This is a genomic window from Streptomyces sp. NPDC104096, assembly GCF_055584385.1.
In genome coordinates this window covers 353,222-376,225 of the sequence record NZ_JBVJMD010000002.1, presented here as the reverse complement: position 1 = coordinate 376,225, position 23,004 = coordinate 353,222, and the positions used below count along the sequence as shown (strand labels likewise).

The following is a 23,004-nucleotide window of genomic DNA, read 5'->3' as shown; positions in this document are numbered from 1 at the left end:
CCTGATCGGCCCGGCCGGCCGGGGGTGATCCGGGACGACGTCCCGCGCCGCCGTTCCCCGCGGGCGGGTGGGGCGGACGGTGACGACCACGGCGATCAGGCTAGGCGGGGTCCGCCGTCCGGCGCTTCTCGAAAACTGCCTGTCCCGGTCGTCCGGCACGTGACGGCGCGCGGACGGTGCGGGCGTCACCCGTACGGACGCCTTGGGAACTTCTTTACCTGGTGCGGCAGTTCTGGTGGCGACGGCCCGTCGCGACCCGCGCCGGGCCGTGGAGCGACGCGGCGATCAGTGAAGGAGCGACACCGGCATGGTGTTCAAACGGCTGCTCGGGGCCATCGGTGTGGACGGCCCCTCGGTGGACACGGTTCTGGACCACGGCGCGGTGGCGCCCGGCGGGGTGCTGTCCGGGCAGGTGCACCTGCGGGGCGGCGGATCGGCCGTCGACGTCGAGCACATCGCCCTGGAGCTCGTCGCCCGGGTCGAGGCCGAGCACGAGGAGGGCGGGAGCGAGGGCTTCGTCGTCTTCGAACGGTTCGTGGTGGGCGGTGCGTTCCGGCTCGGCGAGGAGGCGCGGTACAGCGTTCCGTTCCAGGTGACGCTGCCGTGGGAGACACCGGTCAGCGAGCTGTACGGGCAGCAGCTCGGGATCGTGCTCGGGGTGCGCACCGAGCTCGCGGTGTCCGGGGCGCGGGACAAGGGCGACCTGGACCCGCTCGCCGTGCGGCCGCTGCCCGCCCAGGAGGCGATCCTCGAGGCGCTCGGGCAGCTCGGCTTCGGCTTCAGGTCCGCGGACCTCGAATACGGCCGGATCGGCGGCACGGACCAGCGGCTGCCCTTCTACCAGGAGATCGAGCTGACCCCGGCGCCGCAGTACGCGCATGCCGTCGATGAGATCGAGGTGACCTTCCTGGCCGGCTTCGACCGGCTGGAGGTGATCCTGGAGGCCGACCGGCGCGGCGGCCCCTTCTCCGAAGGACACGACGCGCTGGTCCGCTTCACCGTCGGCCACGACGACGTGCCCGGACGGGACTGGAACACCGAGGTCGACGGCTGGATCCGGCAGCTCGTCGAGCACCGGTCGGCCCACGGCTCCGGCGCGGGGTACGGGCACGCGGCCGCGTACGGGGCTCCGTACGGGCACGGGGATCCGTACGCAGGCGGGTACAAGGACGACTCGTACGGGGGCGGGCACGGCTACGGCGAGCACGGCCGTCACGACCGTCATCACGACGAGCACCACCGTTCCGGTCCCGGCCCGGGCACCGCCGTCGCGGCCGGTGCGGCGGGGCTGGCGGTCGGCGTCGTCGGCGGGCTGGTGGCGGCCGAGGTCGTCGACGAGATCGGTGACTTCTTCGAGGGGGACGAGGACGACGAGGGCGGGGACGAGGACTGAGTCGCGGCGGGCGGCGCGCTACAACGGGGTGGCCGCCTTGAGGATCATGAACATCGTGACCGCCGAGTTCGCCGAGGACATGGCGGACAGGGCGGCTCCGCCGGCCGCGGTCCAGGCGGCCATGCCCGCGCTCGTGAACAGGGGCGGCCAGGCGCGGGCGGCCGGCGGCGGACCGAGCAGCGCGGCCACGCGGCGCGGCACGGGTCCCGGTGCCGCGGCGAGGGCGGCCAGGGTCGGGGCGGGCGCCGGGCGGGAGACGAGGGCCGCCTTGGCGACCGCCCGGGCCGCCACCCGGCGGTCGCCGACCGCCCCGGCCGCCTCCTCGTCCGCCCAGCGCTCGGCGGTGTAGCCGACGGCGGTGCCCAGCGGGCGCAGGAAAGGGTTCGCGCGGGCCGCCAGACCCGCCAGCAGCAGCCAGCGGTGGTGGCGGCCGGCCAGGTGGGCGCGTTCGTGGGCGAACAGCACGCGTCGCTCCCGGGAGGTCAGCGCGGCGAGCATGCCGGTGGAGACCACGACCCGGCCCGGCCGTCCGGGACGGCGTCCGTACGGGTGCGTACGCCCGTGCCCGCGTCCGTACCCGCGTCCGGGCAGTGCGTAGGCGTAGGGGAGGGCGTCCGGGAGGACGGCGACCTCGGTGGGCGGCAGCCCGCGCAGGGCGCGTACGGCACGGCGCCGCACGCGGTGATGTCGCAGCAGCAGACCCACGCAGGCGGTGCACGCCAGGGCGAGCGCGCCCACCGCGGCCTTGCCCACCACCTCGTCGTGCGGCACCGCCGCGCGGACCTCCGGATCGGCCCAGCCGTCCGGCAGCGGGTTGCCGGGGAGCTGGGCGGTGCCGACGATCGCGAGCAGGCCCAGGCACAGGGTGCTGCACAGGCCCAGGACGGCCGCGGCACCGGCGAGCAGCAGCGTGGCCGCACGCGGATGCAGCCGGTGCTCGGCCAGCCGCGCGACGGGCCAGGCCGTCAGGGGCAGAACGAGCGGGAGGAAGACGAACACGCCCACGGTTCAGCCCGCCCGGCCCTCTCCCGGCGTGCCCCGGTCGTCCTCGTCGGTCTCCTGGAGCAGCCTGCGCAGCAGTTCCTCGTCGCCGGGCGGGAGGCTGGAGACGAAGCTGGCCAGCACCGCCTTCCGGTCGCTCTCGCCGTCCAGGACCCGGCGCATACGGTGGGCGGCGAGCCCCGCCGCGTCCGCGGCCGCCGTCCAGGCGAACGACCGGCCCGCCCGCTCCCGGGTGACCGCGCCCTTGGCCTGGAGCCGGGTGAGGATCGTCATGACGGTGGTGTAGGCGAGGGTGCCGCCGAGGCGTTCGCGCACCCAGCCCGCCGGCACCGGCTCCGGCGCCGCCTTCAGGGCCGACAGCACCTGGGCCTCCAACTCGCCCTGGCCGCGCCTGCGTCCGGGGGCGTCCGGCCGCGCGCTGTCCTCGTACCGCTGCGTCACTCTGCCTCCCTGGGCCCTGGGGCTCGTCCGACGCGCCGTACGCCTCCCGCCCGTCGTGCGCCTCGCCGTCGTCGACGACGAGGGCCCATCGTATTGAGCGGTGAGCGGCCTCCCCACATCTTCTACAGTGCTGTAGATTCGCATCGCAGTCCACCCGGCGCCGGTCCGGACCGCCCGGCCACCGGCGGAGCAGAGGAGAGCAGCGTGGGAGTTTCCCTTTCCAAAGGCGGCAACGTCTCGCTCAGCAAGGAGGCGCCGGGGCTGACCGCGGTGCTGGTCGGCCTGGGCTGGGACGTCCGCACGACCACGGGCACGGACTACGACCTCGACGCCTCCGCCCTGCTGCTGGACGCGTCCGGCAAGGTCCTGTCCGACCAGCACTTCGTCTTCTACAACAACCTCCGCAGCCCGGACGGTTCGGTCGAGCACACCGGCGACAACCTCACCGGCGAGGGCGAGGGCGACGACGAGTCCGTCAAGGTGAACCTCGCGGCGGTGCCGGCCGGGGTCGACCGGATCGTCTTCCCGGTGTCCATCCACGACGCCGAGAACCGCGGGCAGAGCTTCGGCCAGGTCCGCAACGCCTTCATCCGCGTGGTCAACCAGACCGGCGGCCAGGAGATCGCCCGCTACGACCTGTCGGAGGACGCGTCGACCGAGACCGCGATGGTCTTCGGCGAGCTGTACCGCAACGGCGCGGAGTGGAAGTTCCGCGCGGTGGGCCAGGGTTACGCCTCCGGGCTGGCCGGCATCGCCTCCGACTTCGGCGTCAACGTCTGACCCGGCGCCCGCGTCCGGCCCCGGCCCCGGCGTCGCGCCCGGGGCCGGGGCACCGGGCGGGTCAGCCGAAGCGGCCCGCCACGTAGTCCGCGGTGCGCGGGTCCTCGGGGGTGCTGAAGATCCGCTCGGTGGGGCCCTGCTCGACGATCCCGCCCGGGGTCCCCTGTTCGGCGAGGAAGAACGCGCACCGGTCGGAGACGCGGGCCGCCTGCTGCATGTTGTGCGTGACGATCACGATGGTCACCTCGCCCGCGAGCTCGTGGACGGTCTCCTCGACCCGTCGGGTGGAGGTCGGGTCCAGCGCCGAACACGGCTCGTCCATCAGCAGCACCCGGGGCCGTACGGCGAGGGCGCGGGCGATGCACAGCCGCTGCTGCTGGCCGCCGGAGAGCGCGCCGCCGGGCTGCCGCAGCCGGTCGCGGACCTCCTTCCACAGGCCGGCCCGGGTCAGGGACTCCTCCACCAGTACGTCCTTCTCCCGGCGGTTCGCACGCGTGCCCGTCAGCTTCAGGCCCGCCACCACGTTGTCGTAGATCGACATGGCCGGGAACGGGTTCGGCTTCTGGAAGACCATGCCGATGCGCCGCCGGGCGTCCGTCAGCCGCCGCGCGGGGCCGTAGATGTCCTCGCCCTCGAAGAGGACCTCGCCCGCGAACTGCGCCGCCGGGATCAGCTCGTGCATCCGGTTCAGGGTGCGCAGGAACGTCGACTTGCCGCAGCCGGACGGGCCGATCAGGGCGGTGACCCGCCCGGCGGGCATGGTGAGGGAGACCCGTTCGAGGACCTTGTGGTTGCCGAACCAGGCCGACACGGCACGCGCCTGGAGGGCCGCGGGGCCGACGGCGGCGGCGCCGGCCGGCGAGGGCAGGACGACGGTGTCGGTGGGGGAGAGGGTCGTGTCGGTCACGTCGGGTACCTCGGTTCGCGGGTTCACTGCGGGGCTCGGGAGGCGGTCGGTCACAGCAGGTTGGGCAGGAGTTCGGTGGTGCGCGTGGCGACCTGGAGGCCCAGGACGGCGACGACCGGCGCGAACACGATCCAGGTCTGGTGCCGGCCCCAGCGGTGCCACGCCCATACGGCGGCGACGGCGGCGGCCAGCAGCGCCTGGAGCCACAGCACCAGCGGCCAGGGCACCCCGGCCGGGCGGGCCAGCGGCTGCTCGGCCTCGGGCAGCGTGCCGGGGCGGACGACGGCCGACGGCGTCGGGAAGGCCGCGGAGACCAGGTCGGCGTCCACCCGCAGCAGTCCGCCCGGCATGAAGCGGGGGCCGGTGGCGGTGACCAGGACGAGACGGCCCTCGCCCGCGGCGACCCGGGCGGGCGCCGGGTCGCCGGCCCGCCGGACGCCGAGGACCTCGTAGGTCGCCTCGCCCTGCCCGGTGATCACCGTGATCCGGTCGCCCTCGGCGAGCTCGGCCAGCCGCCCGAACGGTGCGCCGTACGCCGCGGCGCGCCCCATCAGCACGCTGGTGCCGGCCTGTCCGGGCAGCGGGGTGTCACGGCGGTGGCCGGGTCCGCCGGTCAGGACGGTGGAGTCGGTGCCCTCCAGGACCACCTGCTGGAGGCCGAGCGAGGGAACCTTGATCAGCGCGAGCGGGCTGCCCGGCGTCAGCAGGTCGCCCTGCTGGTCGGTCTGGGCCACCGGGGCGGTGCCGAGGGCGAGTTCATTGCGCAGTTCGTCGAACGCGGTCTGCTGCGCGGAGTGTTCCTGTGCCCCGCTGAGCAGCAGCAGCTGCGCGGTGATGCCGAGCAGCAGGGCGGCGAGGCTCAGCAGACCGCCCCGGGCGAGGTGGCGGACCGCGGTGATGCTCCGCACGCGCGGCAGGACCGCGCTCGGTGCGAGGGGTGTCTGTACGGCGACCGTCACGGGGCCCGCCTCCTTCGCTGGATGGGTGCTGAGGGTGGTGCCGGACGGGGTGACCGGCGCGATGGGCGGCCGTCCCGGCGCCCGGTGCCGGCGCGGGTGGTGGCCGCCCCGGCGCCCGGGCCCGCCGGGGCGGCCGCGGTGGGCGGCCGTCCCGGCGGGGCGGGACAACGGGTGCCGGATCAGACCGACTTGACGACGAAGTTCGCCCCGTTGCGGGTGTTCACGGTCGTCGAGCCCGCGTAGTACGCGTGCAGCGTGTGCCGGCCGGCGCGCAGCTTCGGCAGGGTGACGGTCACCTTGCCGCCGCTCAGCGTGCCGGTGGCGATGATCTTGCTGCCCTCGTAGATGCGCACGGTGCCGGTCGGCGTGGTGCCGGTCGCGGTGACCTTGACGGTGACCTTGCCCCGGGCGGTGTGCTTGACCGAGGTGGGCGCGCTGACGCCGACCGCCGGGGTCGCCTTGACGACCTTCAGCGAGACGGTCGCCGCGGAGGTGCTGAGCCTGGCGGCGCCGCTGTACGAGACGGACAGCGCGTGGGTGGCGACCTTGAGGTGGTTCGACAGGGCGACGGTGGCCTTGCCGGTGCTGCTCAGGGTGGCGGTGCCGAGGACGGTGCCGCCCTCCTTCACCGTGACCTTGCCGGAGGCGACGACGCCGTGCGTGCCGGTGACGGTGACGGCGACCTTGGGCGTCCGGCCGTAGGCGGCGGTCGCGACGGCCGCCTTCGTGGTGCTGGCGTACTTGACCGCGCCGGTCCAGGTGGCTCCGGCGCCCGTGCCGTTGAGGTTGGCGCCGGAGACGGTGGCCGTGTAGGTGCCGACGGCCAGGCCGGTGAAGGAGTACGAGGTGGTGCCGGCCGGGACGTCCTTGGTCGCCACGACGGCGCCGTCCGAGCCGGTCAGCGTGACCCGGTAGTCGGTGAGCGGCAGGCCGGTGGGGGCGGGTGCGGTCCAGGTGAGCTTGACGCTCGCGTCGCCGAGGGTGGCCTTCAGCACCGGCGCGGCGGGCGTCGAGAGGTCGATGCCCGACTCCTCCAGGCCGCCGAGCTTGGCGTGCTTGGCCGGGTTGACCGAGCCGTTGTAGGACTCGTTCACGAAGCCGAAGGCCGCGATGGTCTGCTCGGCGGTGTCGGACGCCAGGGCGGCGGTGTGGCTGCCGCTGGTGACGAAGACGTCGTAGAGGTCCTTGTCGAAGAAGACGCTCGTCGGGTCGATCGCCCGGGTGGGGACGACGTTGTAGACGTCGCGGCCGAAGGTGGCGTTCTCGTAGTAGTAGTCGACCGGCACCAGCTTGCCGTTGGCCGTGGCGACCGGGGTGGTGGCGCCGCCCGTGTCGCCGGGGAGCTGCACGCTCGCCAGGTGACCGCCGGCCGCCGCGGCGTCCTTGCTGTGGTCGGGGGCGACCCCGTTGATCTGGGCGATCCAGCTGCCCACGGAGAACGGCTCCAGCGCGCCGTCCTCGGTGAGGCCGTCGTTGGCCTGGTTCTCCTGGACGGTCGGGATGTTCGGGGAGATCGTGGCGTCGGTGAGACCGATCGCGCTCAGGAAGAACTTGCGGGTGCCGGAGCCGGACTGCGGGATCTTCGGGTGGACGGTCTGGCCGTGCACCACGGTGGTCGTGCCGGCGTAGATGTCGTGCAGGTCGTCGACCGTCAGGCTGTCCAGGGCGGAGCCCTTGACCGCGACACCGACCGCGTCGCGCGCGAACGGGATGTACGTCAGCGCGGTGCCGGAGGTGCTCGGACCGCTGGAGGAGCGCGCGAAGTCGACCTGGCCCTTGATGGCGACGCCGGAGCTGTCCGGGTACTTGTCGCCGGTCAGCGCCTGGCTCAGTGCCAGACGGCCCTTGCCGGAGCCGTTCGGGCGCAGGAAGGAGGGCCCGGCGGCGCGGGTCTGGATGCTGGAGGTGGTGGAGCCGGTGCCGGGCTCGATCGCGTCGTAGGAGGCGATGCCCGCGCCGCTCGCCGCCTTCACGGCGGCGTAGGTGGTGCCGTTCACCAGGTCGCCGGCGAGGGCGTTGAGCACGTCCTGCGTGGTGTCGGAGCCGACGCCCACGAGCGAGCGGTAGGTCCCGGCGGGGGTCGGGTCGGCGTACGCAGGGCTGGCGAGAGCCAGGCCGCCGGCCACCACAGCGGCGGCGACGAGCGCGGCCGTAGAGCGCGAAGAGCGCATGGAGGTTCTCCTGAGGATCGTGCGCGGGTGGATCTGGCAGGGTGGTACCGGCCGTCCGCCCCGACTGCCTTTCGGGGCGGGCGGCCGTCTGTGGGGAGCTCCCCGCAGGGGGCTCCGGGGTGTCACCGCGGCGGCAGCGGCCGGCGCAGCCGCTCCGGCAGCCTGAGCTGCGGCAGGACGGTCACGGTGCGGCCTCCCGGCAGCGGCATGCGCAGCGGCAGCCGCGGCCTGCTGCCGCCCGCGAAGGGCGCGCCCAGGGCGGCGACGGCGCCGAGCGCGGCCCCGACCGGGACGGCGTAGCGCAGCGAGTTCGCCGGGTCGGCGGGGGTGGTGCCGGCGGCCGTGGTCTGCACGGCCTTGCCGCCGTCGTACGACGGTGCCGCGCCGGGCCTGCCGCTCGCACCGGCGGCCGCTGCGGGCGACGTGCCGAGGTTGTTCGGAGTGCCGTCGGAGGCCGCGCCGCCCAGGTCGTCCGAGCCGCCGAGGTCGCCGCCGGAACCGGCCGTACCGCTGCCGCCGTCCGTCCCGCCGGAACCGTTGCCCGGACCGGCCGGGCCGGTGTACTTCACCAGGGCGTCGGCGGCGCTCAGCGCGCGCTCGCGCAGTGACTCGGACAGCGGGGCGTAACCGGCCGGCAGCCGGCCCGGGTCGGCGCCGCTGACCTGGCCGGCCCCGGCCGCGTACCGCAGCAGTGCCGCGTAGTCCTTGCGGGCCGCGGCGTTCAGCGAGCCGGGCCGTACGACCGCGTGGACGAGCTGGGCCAGCGGGTAGGCGCCCGCGGCGGTGGCCTTGGCCGGGTCGATCTCGGGGGCGTCCGTGCCGGTCGCGCTCGTGGCCGCGGCGGTCAGCGAGGCGTCGTCGGGGGCGACGAACTTGCCCGCCGCGTTGCGCAGCCGGGCGGTCTGGAGCCCGTAGCGGGCGGCGGACGCCGCGTCGGTCACCGTGATCACGAACCGGGAGCCGACCGTCTGCGGGCCGGGGCTCTTGAACGCGGGCGGGTTGCCCAGCGGGTCCCAGGTCGACTTCCACAGCGTGTCCGCGCGCCGGGTGTGCAGCGCGCCGGAGTGCAGATCGTCCACGTAGGGGTGGAAGTCGGTCATGCACTGCTTGAGGGTGGCGTCGGTGCCCGGCGGGACCGTGCACCAGGGGTCGCTCTTGGGGTAGTCGTCGGCGCGGGCGGCGTCGAAGCCGGAGCCGGTGGGGTTCACGTCCGGGTTGGTGGAGTAGTACGGGTTGACCACCATGCCCGAGCCGTCCGGCAGCCCGGACAGGAACCTGCGCGCGTCGGAGTCGGACAGGACCCACTGCCACAGGGCGCGGGCGGTGTCGGTGTGCCCGAGCGAGGTGATCAGGTCGGTGTCGGTGGCCGGGGTCTCGGCGACCGACAGATAGGCGAACTCGGGGTTGAGCGCGATGAACTCGGGGTCGCTCGCCAGGCCGGCCGGGTTGTTCTTCGCCCACTCGTAGCCCTTGGCGGCGGTGCCGCCGAGCACCGCGCCCCAGGCGGAGTTGCGGTACGACTCGGTGAGCAGCTTGGCGACCAGCCGGGGGGTGAGGTCGATCGACTCGACCTTGGTGCCGGCCTGTCTGCGGATGTCGTCCGGCGCCCCGGACCTGGGTCTGCGCTCGATCGTGAAGCCGATGACGGTCCCGGAGAGCGCCACCGGCGCGTACGTGGTGGTGTCGGACGGGGCGGTGCTGCCCTCGTCGGCGCCCAGGGCACGGGTGGTGAAGGCCAGCCCGGCGGTTCCGTCCGCGATCAGCCGGGCCCGGGTGTCGGGCTCGCCGAGTTCGGTGTAGCCGTAGACCTTGCCGGTCGGGCACAGGGCCGCCTGCCAGCTGGTCATGGCGTCGGCGACGAGCTCGCTGCCGGTGGTGGGCCGCTCGTCGGAGCCGAGCGCGCAGTTGGTGCCGACCGCGTTGAAGCCGAGCCTGACGGCGACGCGGTTCTTCCAGTTGGTGGAGGAGACCGGGGAGCCCGCGTTGACCGTGCTGGTGTCCGCGTAGGGCTTGCCGTCGAGGTCGAGCCGGCCCTGCGGGACGATCACCAGCCAGCAGGAGCGGGGCTTGGTGCCGGAGCCGGTCCTGACCGGCGTCCCGCAGCCGAGGTGCGGCGCCTCGTTGGCGGTCTGGACCTCGAAGTACTCCTTGCCGCTGCCGTCGGCGCCGGTGCGGGCGAAGTCGACCTCGTTGGTGGTGTTGCGGTTGAAGAAGGCGTTGTTCTGGGTGCCGCTGGTGATCACCGTGCCGTCGACGGACTTGAAGGGCACCTCGCCCAGACCGTTGGCGCCGGCCGCCCCGTACCGGTCGTCCTGCCCGTAGTTGGCCGGGTCGGCGTTGTAGAAGACCTTGCGGGTGTCGTCGTACTCGTTGCCGGGCCAGCTGCCCCGGTCGGTGGTCGGGGAGGCGCCGTACTGGCACTGGGTGCGGGACGGGCCGGGGTTGGACGGGACGGTGCCGTCGTCGTCGCCCCAGCACTGCATGATCTGCACGAAGTCGGTGTTGAAGAAGGTGCCGGCGAACGTGGTCGGCGTGCCGCCCGACCAACTCACCGTGATGGCCTGGCTGGTGAGCCGCTCGGTCTGGCTCACCGTGAACTTCATGTCCTTGAACTCGCCGCGCCCGGAGACGGTGACGGCGGAGCCGGTGGCGGCCGCCGCGGTGGCGCTCGGCGCCGACTGGGCGACGGCGAGACCGGCCAGGGCGCCGACCGCGGCGCCGGCCACCAGCCGGACGAGGGTGTCGCGCAGGCGCTTCATCGCGGACCCCCGTCCGTGCCGGAGGAACCGGAGGAGGCCGGGGAACCGGAGGCCGAGGGGGCGCCGCGGCCGCCGGTGATCAGCCGCGACACCAGGGAGGGCAGCAGCACCAGCCCGAGCACCAGGAGCGCGGCCAGCACCATCAGCGTCTGCGTGCCGGTCCAGCCGTGCTGCGCGGCCACGGTGATCGGCTGGGCGAGGGCGACGGTGTCGTCGCCGGCCCCGCCGCCGGAACCGCCGGAGCCGGTGTTCGCCGCCGCGATGGTCTGCCCGGTGTCGGGGTCGACGGACGGCTGCGCTCCGCCGGACGCGCCGCCCGCCGAGGTGGCCGAGCCCGTCGTACCGCCGCTCGTCGCGGTGCCGCCCGTGCCCGTGCCGGCGGAGCCGCCCGAGGTGCCGCCGGCGGCCGAGCCCCCGGAGCTGCCGCCGGAACCGCCGCCGCTGCCGTTGGTCGTGGCGCCGCCGCTGCCGGTCCCGCAGGGCGCGGCGCCCTTCTTGTCGCAGGCCGCCGGGTAGGGGGCCGTCTCCGCGAGCTTGTTACGGCCGTTCGCGGTGAAGGTCGGGTTGTTGCAGCCCTGGACGTTGATGTTCTTCGCCGTCACCCCGGGGATCCGGCGGATCTGCTCGAAGCCCGCCTTCACCAGGTTGATCGGCAGCGGCGAGTAGCCGAGCTGGGGAGCCGACTGCTGGCCCTGGCACATGAAGTAGTACGAGAACGCGCCCAGCGTCTTGCCCTTGGCCTTGGTGAAGGTGCCCTGCACCTTCAGCGGCAGGATCATGTACGAGTAGCTGGACAGCGGGTAGTTGCGCCGGTCGGAGTCGTTGTAGACGCCGTCGAGCTGCTGGGTGAGGTAGTCCGCGGAGCTCTTGTCGGTGTTGATCTTCGCCTTGAGCAGCGACACCGCGACGTTCTGCGGGGTCGGCTCGGTGTAGTAGCCCGCGTGGTTGAGGACCTTGGCGACCGGGTAGTGCGCGTTGAGCGCGTACGAGTAGTTGACGTACCCGATCGCGCCCTCGCCGTAGTTCTGGGCCACGTAGCCCGCCACGCCGAGGTCGCCGGACTGGGCGATCATGCCGGTGACGGTCGGGTAGTACGAGGTCTGCCCGCAGGCCCCGGACCGTCCGACGCGCCCGCAGTACGCCTGCCACAGCGACTTGTGCTGGTTGGCCATCCACATCGTGAACTGCGCGGTGGAGCCCGAGCCGTCCGAGCGGACCACCGGGACGATGGTGCGGTGCGGGAGCTGCACCCCGGGGTTGTCGGCCTTGATCACCGGGTCGTCCCAGCTCTTGACGACCCCGGTGAAGATCTTGGTGACGACGTCCCCGGAGAGCCGCAGGTTGGTGACCCGCTTGCCGTTGACCGTCAGGTGGTACATGAAAACGGTGCCGCCCGCCACGATCGGCATGTACGCGTACGATCCGGCGCCCGGCCGCTCGGCCGCGGAGCCGTCCGTCGGGTGGGTCTGGAACGGGATGTCCGAGACGGCGAAGTCGACGGTGCCGCTGAGGAACTGACGGCGGCCGTCGGAGGATCCCGTGCCGGCGTAGCTGATCCGCATGCCGTACTGGTTGACGGCCCGGCGCCATTCGTCGACGGCGTTCTCCGCCCAGGTGGAGCCGGCTCCGGCGATCGGCGTGTAGCTCTCGGCGGCGGCGGGCGCGGCCAGCGGTCCGGCCAGCAGCGTCACGAGCACGCCGAACACCGCGCCGAGGGTCGCCGGCGCCCGCAGGCGACTCAGACGAGAGATGAGGTGGCTGAACATCAGTCGGTCTCTCCGGTGTCCTCGACGGGAGCGTTGCACTGGACTTCGGCGGCGGGGATGCTGCGGTGCGCCTCGGGGGCGGGGACGGCGCCGGCGCCGGTCGCGGTGGCGACCGGGGTGGTCGTCCCGGCCGGGGTGGTCGTGAGGTACTCGGTGCGCCCGGCGGGTGCCGTGTCCGTGGGGTCCTCGGCGACCGACGCGTCCGCGGTGTCCTGTACAGCGGCGGCGTACTCGACGTCCCCGGGCCCGTCCGTGTCCTTGAACAGCGACAGCGGGGGACCGTGCAGTTCCTCGAAGCGGGCCGCGTCCTGGCGGGAGGCGCGGGCGGACCGGCGGGCCTGGCGGCGGCTCTGGTGACCGGGGCCGCGCCCGCCGATGACCCGGGCGACCACGAACAGCACCAGTACCAGCGCCATCAGCACCGCCGCCGAGCCGAAACCGCGGGCGATCATGGTCGGTTCCGGCGACTTCACGAAGTTGAAGACGGCGAGGGGCAGCGAGATCATCGGCCCGCTCGTCGGGTCGGCGTTCAGCGCGGCGGTGAAGCCCGCGGTGAGCAGGACCGGCGAGGTCTCGCCGATACCGCGCGCGGTGCCGAGGATGACGGCGGTGGCGAGCCCGGAACGGGCCGTCGGCAGCACCACGTGCCACACGGTCCGCCAGCGTGGCGCGCCCAGCGCCTCCGCGGCCTCGGTCAGCGTGCCCGGCACCAGCCGCAGCACCACGTCCGACGCCCGGATCACGATCGGCAGCATCATCACGCTGATCGCGAAGCCCGCCGCCAGACCGGACTTCTGCATACCGAGGTAGAGGATCCAGGTCGCGTACACGGTCAGACCGGCCACGATCGAGGGCAGCGCGGTCATCGCCTCGACGATGGTCCGCACGAACCGGGAGAAGCGCCCCGGGATCTGGTTGAGGTAGATCGCGCAGGCGATACCGAGCGGCACGGTGATCGTGAGCGCGATGGCGATCATGATCAGGGTGCCGAGCATCGCGTGCGCGATACCGCCGTCGGTGAGCGGGTCGAGCGGTCCCGCCGCCTGCATGTCCTGGGTGAAGAAGTTGCCGTGCAGCAGCGCCTCGCGCCCGCGCCAGGCGGTGAACCCGACGACGAGGACCAGCGCCGAGAGCATCAGCAGCGCCGCCGTCCACAGCACGACGGTCATCACCCGGTCCCGTACGGCCTGGCGGTCCTCCTCCAGGCCGGTGAGCACGGCGTAGATCAGCAGGAAGGACAGGTACGCCGTGACGGTGAAGCCCAACCCTCCGGAGAGCGGGGCGAGTTCGCCGAACAGCAACACGGTCGTGCACAGCCCGGAGGCGGCGGCGCCGGCCAGCGACAGCACACCCGAGCGGGTGACTCCGCCGATGGGCCGGGGCCGGTCGGGGAACTCCAGGGGATCGGGGTCGGCGACCCCGGTCCCGGCCGCGACCGCTTCCGGAGCCGCCGCGGGCAGCGACTCGGTCTCTTCTACGACGGTCATGTCGAGCCTCTCAGTCGCTCTGCGCGCCGGAGCGCGAGCGGGCGGCGATGGAGGAGGCGGTGAAGTTGACCGCCAGCGTCAGCAGGAACAGGGCCAGGCCCGCGGCCATCAGCGCCGACATGCCGAAGGGGGACGCGTCGCCGTAGTGCAGGGCGATCAGCGAGGACACCGAGTTCGAGCCGGTCTGGAGGATGTGCGGCTGGATGGTGAAGACCGGCGAGATGATCAGGTACACGGCGATCGTCTCGCCGAGCGCCCGGCCGAGGCCCAGCATCGTGCCGCCGATGATGCCGCCCTTGCCGTACGGCAGGATCACCGCGCGGATCATTCCCCAGCGGGTGGCGCCCAGCGCGTACGCGCCCTCGCGCTCGCCCGCCGGGGCCTGTGCGAACACCTCGCGCATCACCGAGCACTGGATCGGCGCGACCATCAGCGCGACGACGATCCCGGCGACGAAGGTGGAGGCGGTGTAGACGCTCTCGGTGGCGAGCGGGTCGCCGGGCTGCGTGCCGTCCACCGTGAACAGGGGGATCCAGCCGAACCAGTCGGACAGCCAGCGCGACAGGCCGATCACGTGCTGCTGGAGGAAGAACAGCCCCCAGAGTCCGTAGACCACCGAGGGCACGGCGGCCATCAGGTCGACCAGGGTGACGAGGGTGCGGCGCAGCCGGCGCGGAGCCACGTCGGAGATGAACAGCGCGGTCCCGAGGGCCAGCGGCACGGAGATGGTCACGGCCACGGCGGCGATCAGCAGCGTCCCGGTCAGCACGGCCGCGATGCCGAACCGGTGGACGTCCGGCTGCCATTCGGCGGTGGTGAGGAACGACAGGCCGGTGGCACGCAGCGCCTGACCGGCTCTCATCAGCAGGAACAGGCCCACGGCCGCCATGATGGCCAGGACCGTGACCCCGGTGGCCGTCAGTTGGACCCGGAAGATCCGGTCACCGAGGCCCCGCCCTGCGCGGGGCCGCCGGGGAAACGATTCTTTCCCGTCCGGCCCGACAGCCCCGGGCATGTCTCCCCCGGGTCTGTCGGGTTCTTCCTGCTCGGACTCCACGTATGTACGCCCCTCACCCGGAAACGACTCTCCCCGCGCGGTGCCGGAAGGCAGCCGTGCGGGGAGAGTCAATGGCCGGATCCTGTCGTCCCGACGCGTCGATTGTGGATACCGAGTGAATCGTTCATGTCATTTCAGTGGGCTAGTTGTGCGCGTGGACTTACATCACGCCGGACGTGAACTCCCCCTGACAGAACGAGTCCTGACGGACATCGCCCGACAGATCCCGTGGATCCCGGGCGACCTGCCGGACTGCGCAGGTCACCCGGGTGGGCGCGGCGCGCCGGTCCGGGTGATGGCCGACTCGACGGCGGCGACCCGCTCGGCGAGCAGCCCGAGAGCGGCCACCGCCTCGGTCAGCGCACCGGTCAGCGCCTCGGCCCCCGCCGCCGCCTCGGCCGTCGTCCCGGCCGCCGTCCCGGGGAGCGGGCCGCCGCCGGGCCGCCGGGCGCGCAGGTACGACGCCTTCACCTCGGCCCAGCGCGTGGCCTGCGCGCCGGACAACGTGCCGCGCAGCTCGGCCAGTTTCAGCAGGTTGGCCTCGGCGCCGGTGGTCAGCGTCTGGGTCTCGGCCCGGTAGTGGTCCTGGACGACGGCGTCGAGTTCGGCGTCGTCCATGACCGGCCGGATCGCCTGGACGATCTTGTTCATGTCGCGGTAGGAGCCCTGGAGCCGGAACGGCGGCTCGGTGCGGGCGTCCTCGCTCTGCGCGGCGGAGGCTATGTAGGCGGCGTTGACCGCGAGGACCGTCTCGCGCGCGGTGAGCAGATGGCGCAGGACGCCGCGGATCCGGTCGAGTTCGGCGGGGGCGCAGGGGTGGGCGAGGCCGTCCGGGCGTGCCGTGGGGTCGTCGGCGGCCAGCCGCAGCAGCAGGTCGAGGTCGGCGCGGTCGCGGCCGGCCAGCGGTGCCAGCACCGGGTTCGCGGTGAGGGCGTTCTCCACGAAACTGACGGCGAAAGCGTCCGCCTTGCCGGTCAGCACGTCGCCGAGGTTCCACACGTCGGCCCGGCTGGCGAGCATGTCGGGCACCCGGAAGCGGCCGCCGGACTCGGTGTAGGGGTTGCCCGCCATGCAGACGGCGAAGCGCTTGCCGCGCAGGTCGTAGGTGCGGGGCTCGCCGTCGTGGACGCCCTCCATCCGGCGGGTGGCGTCGCACAGCGGGATGAACCGCTGGAGCAGTTCGGGCGAGGTGTGCTGGATGTCGTCGAGGTAGAGCAGGGTGTTGCCGCCCGCCGCCAGCGCGAAGTTGATCTTCTCGACCTCGCGGCGGGCGGTGGCGTTCGGGGCCTCGGCCGGGTCGAGCGAGGTGACTCCGTGGCCGAGCGCGGGGCCGTCGACCTTGACCAGGACGAGGCCGAGGCGGTCGGCGACGTACTCCACGAGGGTCGTCTTGCCGTAGCCGGGCGGGGAGACGAGCAGCAGCAGACCGCCGGTGTCGGTGCGCCTGGACTCGTCCGAGGTGCCGATCTGCCGGGCGAGGTTGTCGCCGACGAGCGGCAGGTAGACCTCGTCGACGAGACGGTTGCGCACGAACGTGGTCATCACCCGCGGCCGCAGCTCGTCGAGGCGCAGCCGGGAGCGCTCGGCGGCGAGCAGCGCGGTGCGCCGGGCGGTGTAGGCGCGGTGGCCGGGGACGGCGTGGGCGCGGAAGTCGTCGGTACGGGCCAGGAACTCGTCGAGGCGCAGCGCGAGGGTGCGGCGGGTGATGCGCGGGTGGGTGCCGAGCAGTCCGGTCACGGCCGCGGTCAGTGGCGCCTCGCTGTCGTGGCGCACCAGCTCCGGGCAGAGTTCGGCGGCGACCGCCTCGGCGAGGTCCCCGGGGCCGGTGTCCGAACCGGTGGCGGCGGTGTACGCGGACAGCCACCCCTCGACGAGCTGCCGGCGGTCGTCGAGCGCGTCGAGGGCGGCGAGGTCCTGCTCGTAGGCCGACGTGCCGACCGCGCGGCGGAACTTGTCGAGGAGGGTGCGGGCGGCCGCGCCGATGACGAAGCCCTCGGGACCGGTCGTCAGCTCCTCGAAGAGGTACGCGGCCGCCGCCGCGCCGATCTCGGCCGCCAGCTCCGCCCGGAGGTCCGCGATCGCGGGCACGGTCCCGAACGTCTCCCGGGCCCGGGCCAGCGACACCGCCCGCCTGGTCAGGCTCTGGCGCCGGGCGGCGCTCGTGCCGTGCGCCCAGAACAGCTGGGCGGCGGCGCGGGCGGCGCTCTCGTGGCGCAGCACGCCCGCGCCCGCGTGCAGCCGCAGCAGCGCGGTGAGGATCGCGGTGGCGTCGTGGTCGTGCACCCCGCGCTCGTAGCCCTCGTCGTACGCGGTCCGCGCCGCGCGGCCGACCAGCGCGGGCAGGTCGGCGTCGGCCAGGGCGGCGGGGCCGTGCTCGGCCAGCAGCCGGGCCGCGAGGTGCTCGCCGCGGTAGACGGTCGCGGACTCGGAGGGCAGCGGCCGGTCCCAGTAGGGGCGGGTGGCGGCGAAGTCCGGGTCGGTGACCGGGGCGCGGTAGTCGGTGCCGGTGAGCGCGAGGGCGAGACCGTCGCCGTGGGGGACCAGCGCGAGGTCGAGGGGCTGGGTGTTGACGGCGAAGGTGTGCCGTCCGAGGCGCAGGGTGCGCCCGCCGTCGGTGTACAGGTCGGTGCGGTCGCGCAGCGTGCGCACCGCCTCCTGGCGGGCCGCCTTCAGGCGTCCCACCAGCTCTTCCGCCCTGCTCGGGTCGCCGAGTGCGCGCAGTTCGCCGGCGGTGCGCCGGACCTTCTCGACCAGCGGGTCGGAGGTGAAGAACGTGCTGATCGCGTCGGCGTCGTCCAGTGCGGCGGCACGGCGGGCGAGCGTCGCGAGGACGCGTGCGGCGGCGGCCGCCAGCTGTTCGGTGCGGCGGGCCCGGGCGTCGGCGAGGGTCTGCTTGCGGGCGGAGAACGCCTCGTACACCTCGGTGCGCCGGTCCGCGAGTTCGCCGAGGAAGTCGTCGAACTCGGTGAAGCGGGCTTCGAGGTTCTCCAGCTGCACGAGCAGGCCGGCGAGCCCGGTGTCGCACGCCTCCTCGGTGTCGGCCGCCGCGAGGGCGCCGACGACCGACTGCCCCAGCAGCGCGAACTCGGCGGCGAACTCGGCGCGTCCCTCGTGCTCGCGCAGTTCGCGGCGGCGGGCGTCGAGCGTGGCGCGGACGCGGTTGACGCCGCCCAGCACCTCGGCGACGCGCTCCAGGATCGAGGTGCGCACGGTGGCGTCGCCGATGTCGAGTCCGGCGACCACCTCGGTGACCGTGCGCAGGCCGTCGTCGAGCTCGTCGAGCCGGCCGGTCAGGGGGGCGGCCTCGGCGGCCGTCGGGATCGCCTCGGCGGCCGCGAGCAGGCGCTCGATCTCCTGGTGGTGGCCGGCCAGGGCGTCCTCGCGGGCCAGGAAGGACACCGCGCGCTGCCCGAAGGAGGCGAGGTCCGTGCCGACCCCGGCGGCGAGCTCGTCGATACGGGCCGTGTCGGCGTACCGCAGCTCCTTCAGGTTCAGCAACCTGCCCTGGGCGCGCCGCAGTTCGGTGAGTCCCGCGACCCAGGAGGCGGCGTCGCGGGGCGCCTCGCCGCGCAGCCTGCGCACGAGCGTGGTGATCCGCTCGGCGGACTCGCCGAGGGCGTCGGCGGCCCGGCGGGTCAGCGCCCGGACCGTCTCGAACTCGGTGACGACCTGCTCGGCCGTGTCCCTGACGGCGTCCAACGGGGTGCGCAGATCGCCGAGTTCGGGGTCGGCCAGCCAGTGGTGGGTGTCGGCGGTCCGGACGCAGGCGGCGCGCAGGGCCTCGTACACCTCGGTCGTGGGGGGCGTCCCGGCGACGGACGCCGCGAGGGTCAGGCAGTCGGAGATGCCCCGCACGAGGTCGGCGTTGCCGATCCGGGACAGCGGCCCGGTGCCGGCCGGGCGGGCGGCGGCGCGGGTGTCGGACTCGTACGGCGACGTCCACAGCTGGAGCGGGTGCACCCGGGCCGGTTCGGCGCCGGCCGGGTCGGTGCGCAGCACCGTCAGCGACCCGTCGTCGAAGAGCGCCCAGCCCCGGCAGGTCAGCGGGGTGGAGATCTCCTTGCGGATCAGGTTGTACGGCAGCAGGAGGCTGCGGCCCGCGCCGGGCGCGTGGTACGCGTACAGCACGTCCTCGCCGTTGGGCGAGCGCACCTCGCGCTCGAACTCCAGGCCCTCGGTGTCGAGGTCGAAGGTCCGGTGCGCGCCCGTCGCCGCGAGGAAGCAGCCGCCGGGGAAGACGATGCCCTGGTCCTCGGGCAGCCGGCGGCACGACTGCCCGACGGCGTCGATCCGGACCACGGTCCTGGTCAGGGTGTGGAAGACGAAGTGGCGCCAGGCGGTCTCCTTGTAGGGGCGCACCCGCAGCAGGATCAGGGCGCCCACCCGCGCGTATCCGATGTCCGCGTCGGCGAGCGACTGGAGGGGTTCGTCGACCGGCTCGGTGTGGATCGCCCGGTCCGTCTCCGTGTCGTCCTCGGTCCTGACGGTGAGGCTGCCGCCGACGGCCGCGACGAAGACCTCGCCCTCGACGGACACGTGCGGCCTGCGGCCCAGGACGTGGTCCTCGCGGGTGGTCGCGGTCCAGGTGAAGTCGTGGGACGGCGGGAAGACGTGGTCGCGCTCGCCGCGCGCGTCGAGGAACGACACCCGGCCGTCGTCGGCGAGCGCCCAGCGCAGCACCCGGATGTCGTCCGGCTTCTCCCCGGTGCGGAAGACGGCGAGCAGCCGGCCGTCGACGTGGCGCAGCCGCAGCAGGCGGGTGTCGCGGTAGTAGCGGTGCAGGGCGGCGAACTCGCGGACGAAGCCGGGGTCGTCCAGCAGCCCGGGCACCGCGTCCTCGGGCAGCCGGTTCAGGTCGCGGTCGCGCAGGGTGAGGACGTCGCCGACGGACGCCTCGGCCCGCAGGCCGAGGACGGTGTGGGCGCCGAACAGCAGCCGGTCCCCGACGGCCACGACGTCGGCGGGCAGGCAGGCCCGTTCCGTGCGCAGTCGTCCGGTCCCGGCGAGCGCGAGCCGGATCGCGCCGAACTCCTCCACCCGGCGGGAGTCGAGCGCCCGCGCGCGGCGGGCCAGGTCCTCGGCCTGTGCGGCGAGCCGGTCGCGCAGCACCTCGTACGTGCCGGCGTCCAGGCCGGGCTGCGCCACGGAGTCCGTGCCGGTGGCCGGAGCGGTCCTCGGGCCGGTGTCCGGGCCGGTTGCCATGGGTCGGGTTCCCTTCGAGACGTTCGGGAAGTACGACCCGCAGCCGCCGTCCCCTGCGCGGCGGCTGCGGGCCCGCGGGCGGTCAGACCCGGACGCTGCCGTTCAGCGCGGCCAGCGGCAGGTCGGACAGACCCAGCTCTCCGGCCCGGTCCATGAGCTGCTGGAGCCGGGCGTCCTGGGGAGCGCCGCCCGACTTCATGAGCCGCATCAGCAGCGCGGACACCGTCAGGTTCTGCACGTCGGAGGTGGACACCTGGCCGAGGACGCGGCCGAGGTCCTCGGGGAAGCTCGACGACCCGTCCAGCCAGGGCTTCGCCAGCGCCCGGGCCGTCGCGGAGTTCTCCACGAACCCGTCGACGCTCTTGCCCAGCGCGATCGAGTTCACCAGCCGGTCGAAGAAGACGGACTCCCCGCCGACGATGTCGATGTCGGCGTGCTCCAGACCGGTGGCCAGCACCGTGGCCTGCGCCTCGGCGACCTGCCGCTGCGCGTCGAGACCGGCCAGCCGGATCTCCTTCTCCGCCTGGAGCCGCAGCCGGTACTCCTCGTGACCGCGCGAGGCGTCGTCGAGGGCCGCCATCGCGGCCGCCTTCTCGGTCAGACCCGCCGCCTCGGCCTTGAGCTTCTCGCCGATCGCGGTGGCCTCCGCGAGCGCCTTGGCCCGCGCGCCCTCGGCCTCGGCCCGCAGCAGCGCCTCGGTGCCCTCCGCCTCCGCCTGCATCCGCGCCCCGGTGGCCACGGCCTGGGCCCGCCCGGCCTTCTCGACGACCTCGGCCTCCTTGTCGCGGACCTGCACCTCGGCGAGACCGGCCGCGGCCGTCTCCGCCTGGACGCCCTCCGCGAGCCGCAGCTTGGCGCGGGCGTCGAGATCGGCGGACTTCAGCCGGGCGTCCGCGAGCGTGAGCTGCTCGGCGGCCCGGTGCCGGGCCGCGGCCTCCGCCGCCTCGGCCGCCTTGATGTCCTTGACCAGCTTCTCCTGGGCCTCCGCCTCGGCCGCGATGATCACCGACTGGCGGGTCCGCTCGGCCTCCTCGACCACCCGCAGCTTCTTGATCGCCTCCTCCTGCTCGGCGACCGTACGGTCCACGGCGATCCGCTCCCGCACCACGTCCGCGACCTCGCGGCGCTCCGCCTCGACCTCCTTGTCCTTGGCGATGGCCGACAGCGCGGTCTCCCGCTCCCGGGCGATGACCTCCAGCAGACGGTCCTTCTCGATCCGCTCGTTCTCCACGGCGATGACCCGCTCTCGGTTCTTCATCGCGACGGCGATCTCCCGGGCCTGGTTCTCCCGCTGGACGCCGAGCTGCTCCTCGGTCCGCAGGAACGCGCCCTGCGCGCCGAGGCGTTCCTCCTCCTGCACCTTCGCGGTGGCGGCCTCCTCGCGCGCCCGCAGCGTCTCGACCTCGCGCCGCTGCTTGATCTCCGCCTCGGCCTGCCGGCGCTCCAGCTCCAGGATGGTCTCCCGGGCGTCGACGTTCTGCCGGGTGATCTCCTTCTCCTCGGTGCGCTGGAACTCGTTGGTCCGCACGTGCTCGACCGTCGTCAGCTCGGTGATCTTGCGGATGCCCTGGGCGTCCAGGATGTTCGCCGCGTCGAGCTGCGACATCGGCGTCTGCTCCAGGAAGTCGATCGCCGCGTCGTCGAGGTGGTAGCCGTTCAGGTCGGTGCCGATGACCTGGATGATCCGGTCCCGGAACTCCTCGCGCTTGGTGTAGAGGTCGACGAAGTCGAGCTGCTTGCCGACCGTCTTGAGCGCCTCGGAGAACTTGGCCGCGAAGAAGTTCTGGATGGCCGCCGGGTCGCTGGCGGTCTGGGTGCCGATCGCCTGCGCGACCTTGATGACGTCCTCGACGGTCTTGTTGACGCGGACGAAGAAGCTGATGTGGATGTCGGCCCGGATGTTGTCCTGGCAGATCAGACCCTCGCGGCCGGTGCGGCGGATCTCGATCGTCTTCACCGAGATGTCCATGTACTCGGCCTTGTGCAGCACGGGCAGCACCACGGCGCCGGTGAAGGTGACGTCCACCTTCTTCGTCTTGGAGATGATCAGCGCCCGGCCCTGCTCCACCTTGCGGAACAGCGTGCTGAGCATCAGCAGCGACGCGACCGCGACGAGGAGGACAACGGCGACGAGCACGGCGAGGCCCACAGTGATGGCATCCATGACATACGTCCTTGAGGCGTAAGAGAAAGAGGTGAAGCGTGAGGCGTGAGGTGGTCGGCGGGTCCGGGGCGCGCAGGCCTCAGGTCCGGTCGCGCCGCGGGTCGAGCGCCGCGTCGTACGGCGCGACCCAGAAGAACTCGCCGGCGTCGTCGTAGGCGTACAGCAGGCCGGTGCTGCCGCTGCCCAGCGGGTCGGCGCCGGTCTGGCGGACCTGGACCAGCGCGGTCGAGCCGTCGGCGGCCGCGACCTCCGCCTGACCGAAGCCCGCGTCCACCCGCCCGGTACGGATGGTGCAGGTCGACCCCACGAAGTCCAGCCGGGACGGCCCGCGTTCGTCGGGCATGAGCCGGTGCAGCGGCCGCACCAGCAGGCGGGTGAGCCACCGGGCGAGCAGCACGGCGCCGACGAGCACCGCCACCCCGACCGGCGCGCGCGGCACGCCCGGCGGCACGAGCGGCTCCAGCAGCACGGTCGCGCACAGGCTGAGGAACCAGGCGAACGCCGTCAGCAGCGAGAAGGCCACCGTCACCGGCACCCCGCCCAGCCCCCAGCCGTCGAAGTGCGCGTGCGCGTGCGGCTCAAAGCCGTGTGTCTCGGCCGCGCCGAACGCGACCAGGAGCCAGAAGACGACCACCACGACCAGGGCGGACGTGAACAGCAGCGTCGGAAAGCCGGTGACGGCCGTCAGAAACGCCTGCATGTCCCCTCCCTCGTTCCGCCGCCGCGGCGACCCCCCGCCACGGCTCCCCACGGGGCACGGACGCCGGACACCTTGCCGGTGTCCGGCACCGAGACCGTCCGTGGTGCTCCCCTGCGCCCATGGTGCAGCTCCATGAACGCTCCGCGCATTGCCGGTATCCGGCAATGTTCACTAGGGTCTTGCTGCCGGTCGGTGTCAGGAACGCGTCACCGAGGC

General features: G+C 73.6%; 14 protein-coding genes. 2 read left to right on the top strand and 12 right to left on the bottom strand.

The window, feature by feature from the left end; all coding sequences use genetic code 11:
* Positions 1 to 307: 307 nt before the first annotated feature.
* On the top strand, positions 308 to 1,393 hold the full coding sequence (locus tag ACZ60B_RS04125) for a sporulation protein (protein WP_469383970.1): 1,086 nt from the start codon (positions 308 to 310) through the stop codon (positions 1,391 to 1,393).
* An 18-nt stretch (positions 1,394 to 1,411) separates the two neighbouring features.
* On the opposite strand, the gene ACZ60B_RS04120 is transcribed toward ACZ60B_RS04125, so the two are convergent.
* Together ACZ60B_RS04120 and ACZ60B_RS04115 are read right to left on the bottom strand one after the other, a co-directional pair.
* Positions 1,412 to 2,398 carry a M48 family metalloprotease gene (locus ACZ60B_RS04120; RefSeq protein ID WP_469383968.1) on the bottom strand — a complete coding sequence of 329 codons (987 nt, stop codon included), beginning with the start codon at positions 2,396 to 2,398 and terminating at the stop codon, positions 1,412 to 1,414.
* A gap of 3 nt (positions 2,399 to 2,401) precedes the next feature.
* Positions 2,402 to 2,836, bottom strand: coding sequence for a BlaI/MecI/CopY family transcriptional regulator (locus tag ACZ60B_RS04115; RefSeq protein WP_469383965.1), 435 nt, complete (start codon positions 2,834 to 2,836; stop codon positions 2,402 to 2,404).
* A 204-nt stretch (positions 2,837 to 3,040) separates the two neighbouring features.
* On the opposite strand from ACZ60B_RS04115, the gene ACZ60B_RS04110 reads away from it, so the two are divergent.
* Positions 3,041 to 3,616: a TerD family protein gene (locus ACZ60B_RS04110; RefSeq protein WP_469383963.1), complete on the top strand. Its 576-nt coding sequence runs from the start codon at positions 3,041 to 3,043 to the stop codon at positions 3,614 to 3,616.
* A gap of 61 nt (positions 3,617 to 3,677) precedes the next feature.
* Here the strand turns inward: ACZ60B_RS04110 and pstB are convergent, their stop codons facing one another.
* The 10 genes from pstB to ACZ60B_RS04060 form a co-directional block, all read right to left on the bottom strand.
* Entirely contained in the window at positions 3,678 to 4,484 is an 807-nt protein-coding gene (gene pstB / locus ACZ60B_RS04105; RefSeq protein WP_469384096.1) for a phosphate ABC transporter ATP-binding protein PstB, read from the bottom strand.
* Between the two features lie 89 nt (positions 4,485 to 4,573).
* Positions 4,574 to 5,482, bottom strand: coding sequence for a sortase (locus ACZ60B_RS04100; RefSeq protein WP_469383961.1), 909 nt, complete (start codon positions 5,480 to 5,482; stop codon positions 4,574 to 4,576).
* Positions 5,483 to 5,661: 179 nt separating this feature from the next.
* A complete protein-coding gene (locus ACZ60B_RS04095; RefSeq protein ID WP_469383959.1) occupies positions 5,662 to 7,653 on the bottom strand; it encodes an Ig-like domain repeat protein in 1,992 nt (663 codons plus the stop codon).
* A 122-nt stretch (positions 7,654 to 7,775) separates the two neighbouring features.
* A complete protein-coding gene (locus tag ACZ60B_RS04090; RefSeq protein WP_469383957.1) occupies positions 7,776 to 10,412 on the bottom strand; it encodes a hypothetical protein in 2,637 nt (878 codons plus the stop codon).
* The gene (locus ACZ60B_RS04085) at positions 10,409 to 12,178 is read right to left on the bottom strand and encodes a substrate-binding domain-containing protein (protein WP_469383955.1); all 1,770 of its coding nucleotides are present in this window, start codon (positions 12,176 to 12,178) and stop codon (positions 10,409 to 10,411) included. The genes ACZ60B_RS04090 and ACZ60B_RS04085 overlap by 4 nt, the downstream gene beginning before the upstream one ends.
* Positions 12,178 to 13,665 (bottom strand): phosphate ABC transporter permease PstA, encoded by a 1,488-nt coding sequence (pstA, locus tag ACZ60B_RS04080; RefSeq protein WP_469383953.1) that lies wholly within the window; start codon positions 13,663 to 13,665, stop codon positions 12,178 to 12,180. The genes ACZ60B_RS04085 and pstA overlap by 1 nt, the downstream gene beginning before the upstream one ends.
* 10 nt (positions 13,666 to 13,675) lie before the next feature.
* Positions 13,676 to 14,680: a phosphate ABC transporter permease subunit PstC gene (pstC, locus tag ACZ60B_RS04075; protein ID WP_469383951.1), complete on the bottom strand. Its 1,005-nt coding sequence runs from the start codon at positions 14,678 to 14,680 to the stop codon at positions 13,676 to 13,678.
* Positions 14,681 to 14,983: 303 nt separating this feature from the next.
* Entirely contained in the window at positions 14,984 to 19,924 is a 4,941-nt protein-coding gene (locus ACZ60B_RS04070; protein ID WP_469383950.1) for a DNA repair ATPase, read from the bottom strand.
* 82 nt (positions 19,925 to 20,006) lie between these two features.
* Positions 20,007 to 22,088 (bottom strand): flotillin family protein, encoded by a 2,082-nt coding sequence (locus ACZ60B_RS04065; protein WP_469383948.1) that lies wholly within the window; start codon positions 22,086 to 22,088, stop codon positions 20,007 to 20,009.
* Positions 22,089 to 22,167: 79 nt separating this feature from the next.
* Positions 22,168 to 22,788: a hypothetical protein gene (locus tag ACZ60B_RS04060; RefSeq protein WP_469383946.1), complete on the bottom strand. Its 621-nt coding sequence runs from the start codon at positions 22,786 to 22,788 to the stop codon at positions 22,168 to 22,170.
* Positions 22,789 to 23,004 lie beyond the last annotated feature (216 nt).

Excerpts from the sequence above, each read along its gene's own strand:
- ACZ60B_RS04125 (WP_469383970.1), top strand. The coding sequence starts at position 308 with ATGGTGTTCAAACGGCTGCTCGGGGCCATCGGTGTGGACGGCCCCTCG.
- ACZ60B_RS04095 (WP_469383959.1), bottom strand. The coding sequence starts at position 7,653 with ATGCGCTCTTCGCGCTCTACGGCCGCGCTCGTCGCCGCCGCTGTGGTG.
- ACZ60B_RS04090 (WP_469383957.1), bottom strand. The coding sequence starts at position 10,412 with ATGAAGCGCCTGCGCGACACCCTCGTCCGGCTGGTGGCCGGCGCCGCG.
- ACZ60B_RS04085 (WP_469383955.1), bottom strand. The coding sequence starts at position 12,178 with ATGTTCAGCCACCTCATCTCTCGTCTGAGTCGCCTGCGGGCGCCGGCG.
- pstA (WP_469383953.1), bottom strand. The coding sequence starts at position 13,665 with ATGACCGTCGTAGAAGAGACCGAGTCGCTGCCCGCGGCGGCTCCGGAA.
- pstC (WP_469383951.1), bottom strand. The coding sequence starts at position 14,680 with ATGCCCGGGGCTGTCGGGCCGGACGGGAAAGAATCGTTTCCCCGGCGG.
- ACZ60B_RS04070 (WP_469383950.1), bottom strand. The coding sequence starts at position 19,924 with ATGGCAACCGGCCCGGACACCGGCCCGAGGACCGCTCCGGCCACCGGC.
- ACZ60B_RS04065 (WP_469383948.1), bottom strand. The coding sequence starts at position 22,088 with ATGGATGCCATCACTGTGGGCCTCGCCGTGCTCGTCGCCGTTGTCCTC.
- ACZ60B_RS04060 (WP_469383946.1), bottom strand. The coding sequence starts at position 22,788 with ATGCAGGCGTTTCTGACGGCCGTCACCGGCTTTCCGACGCTGCTGTTC.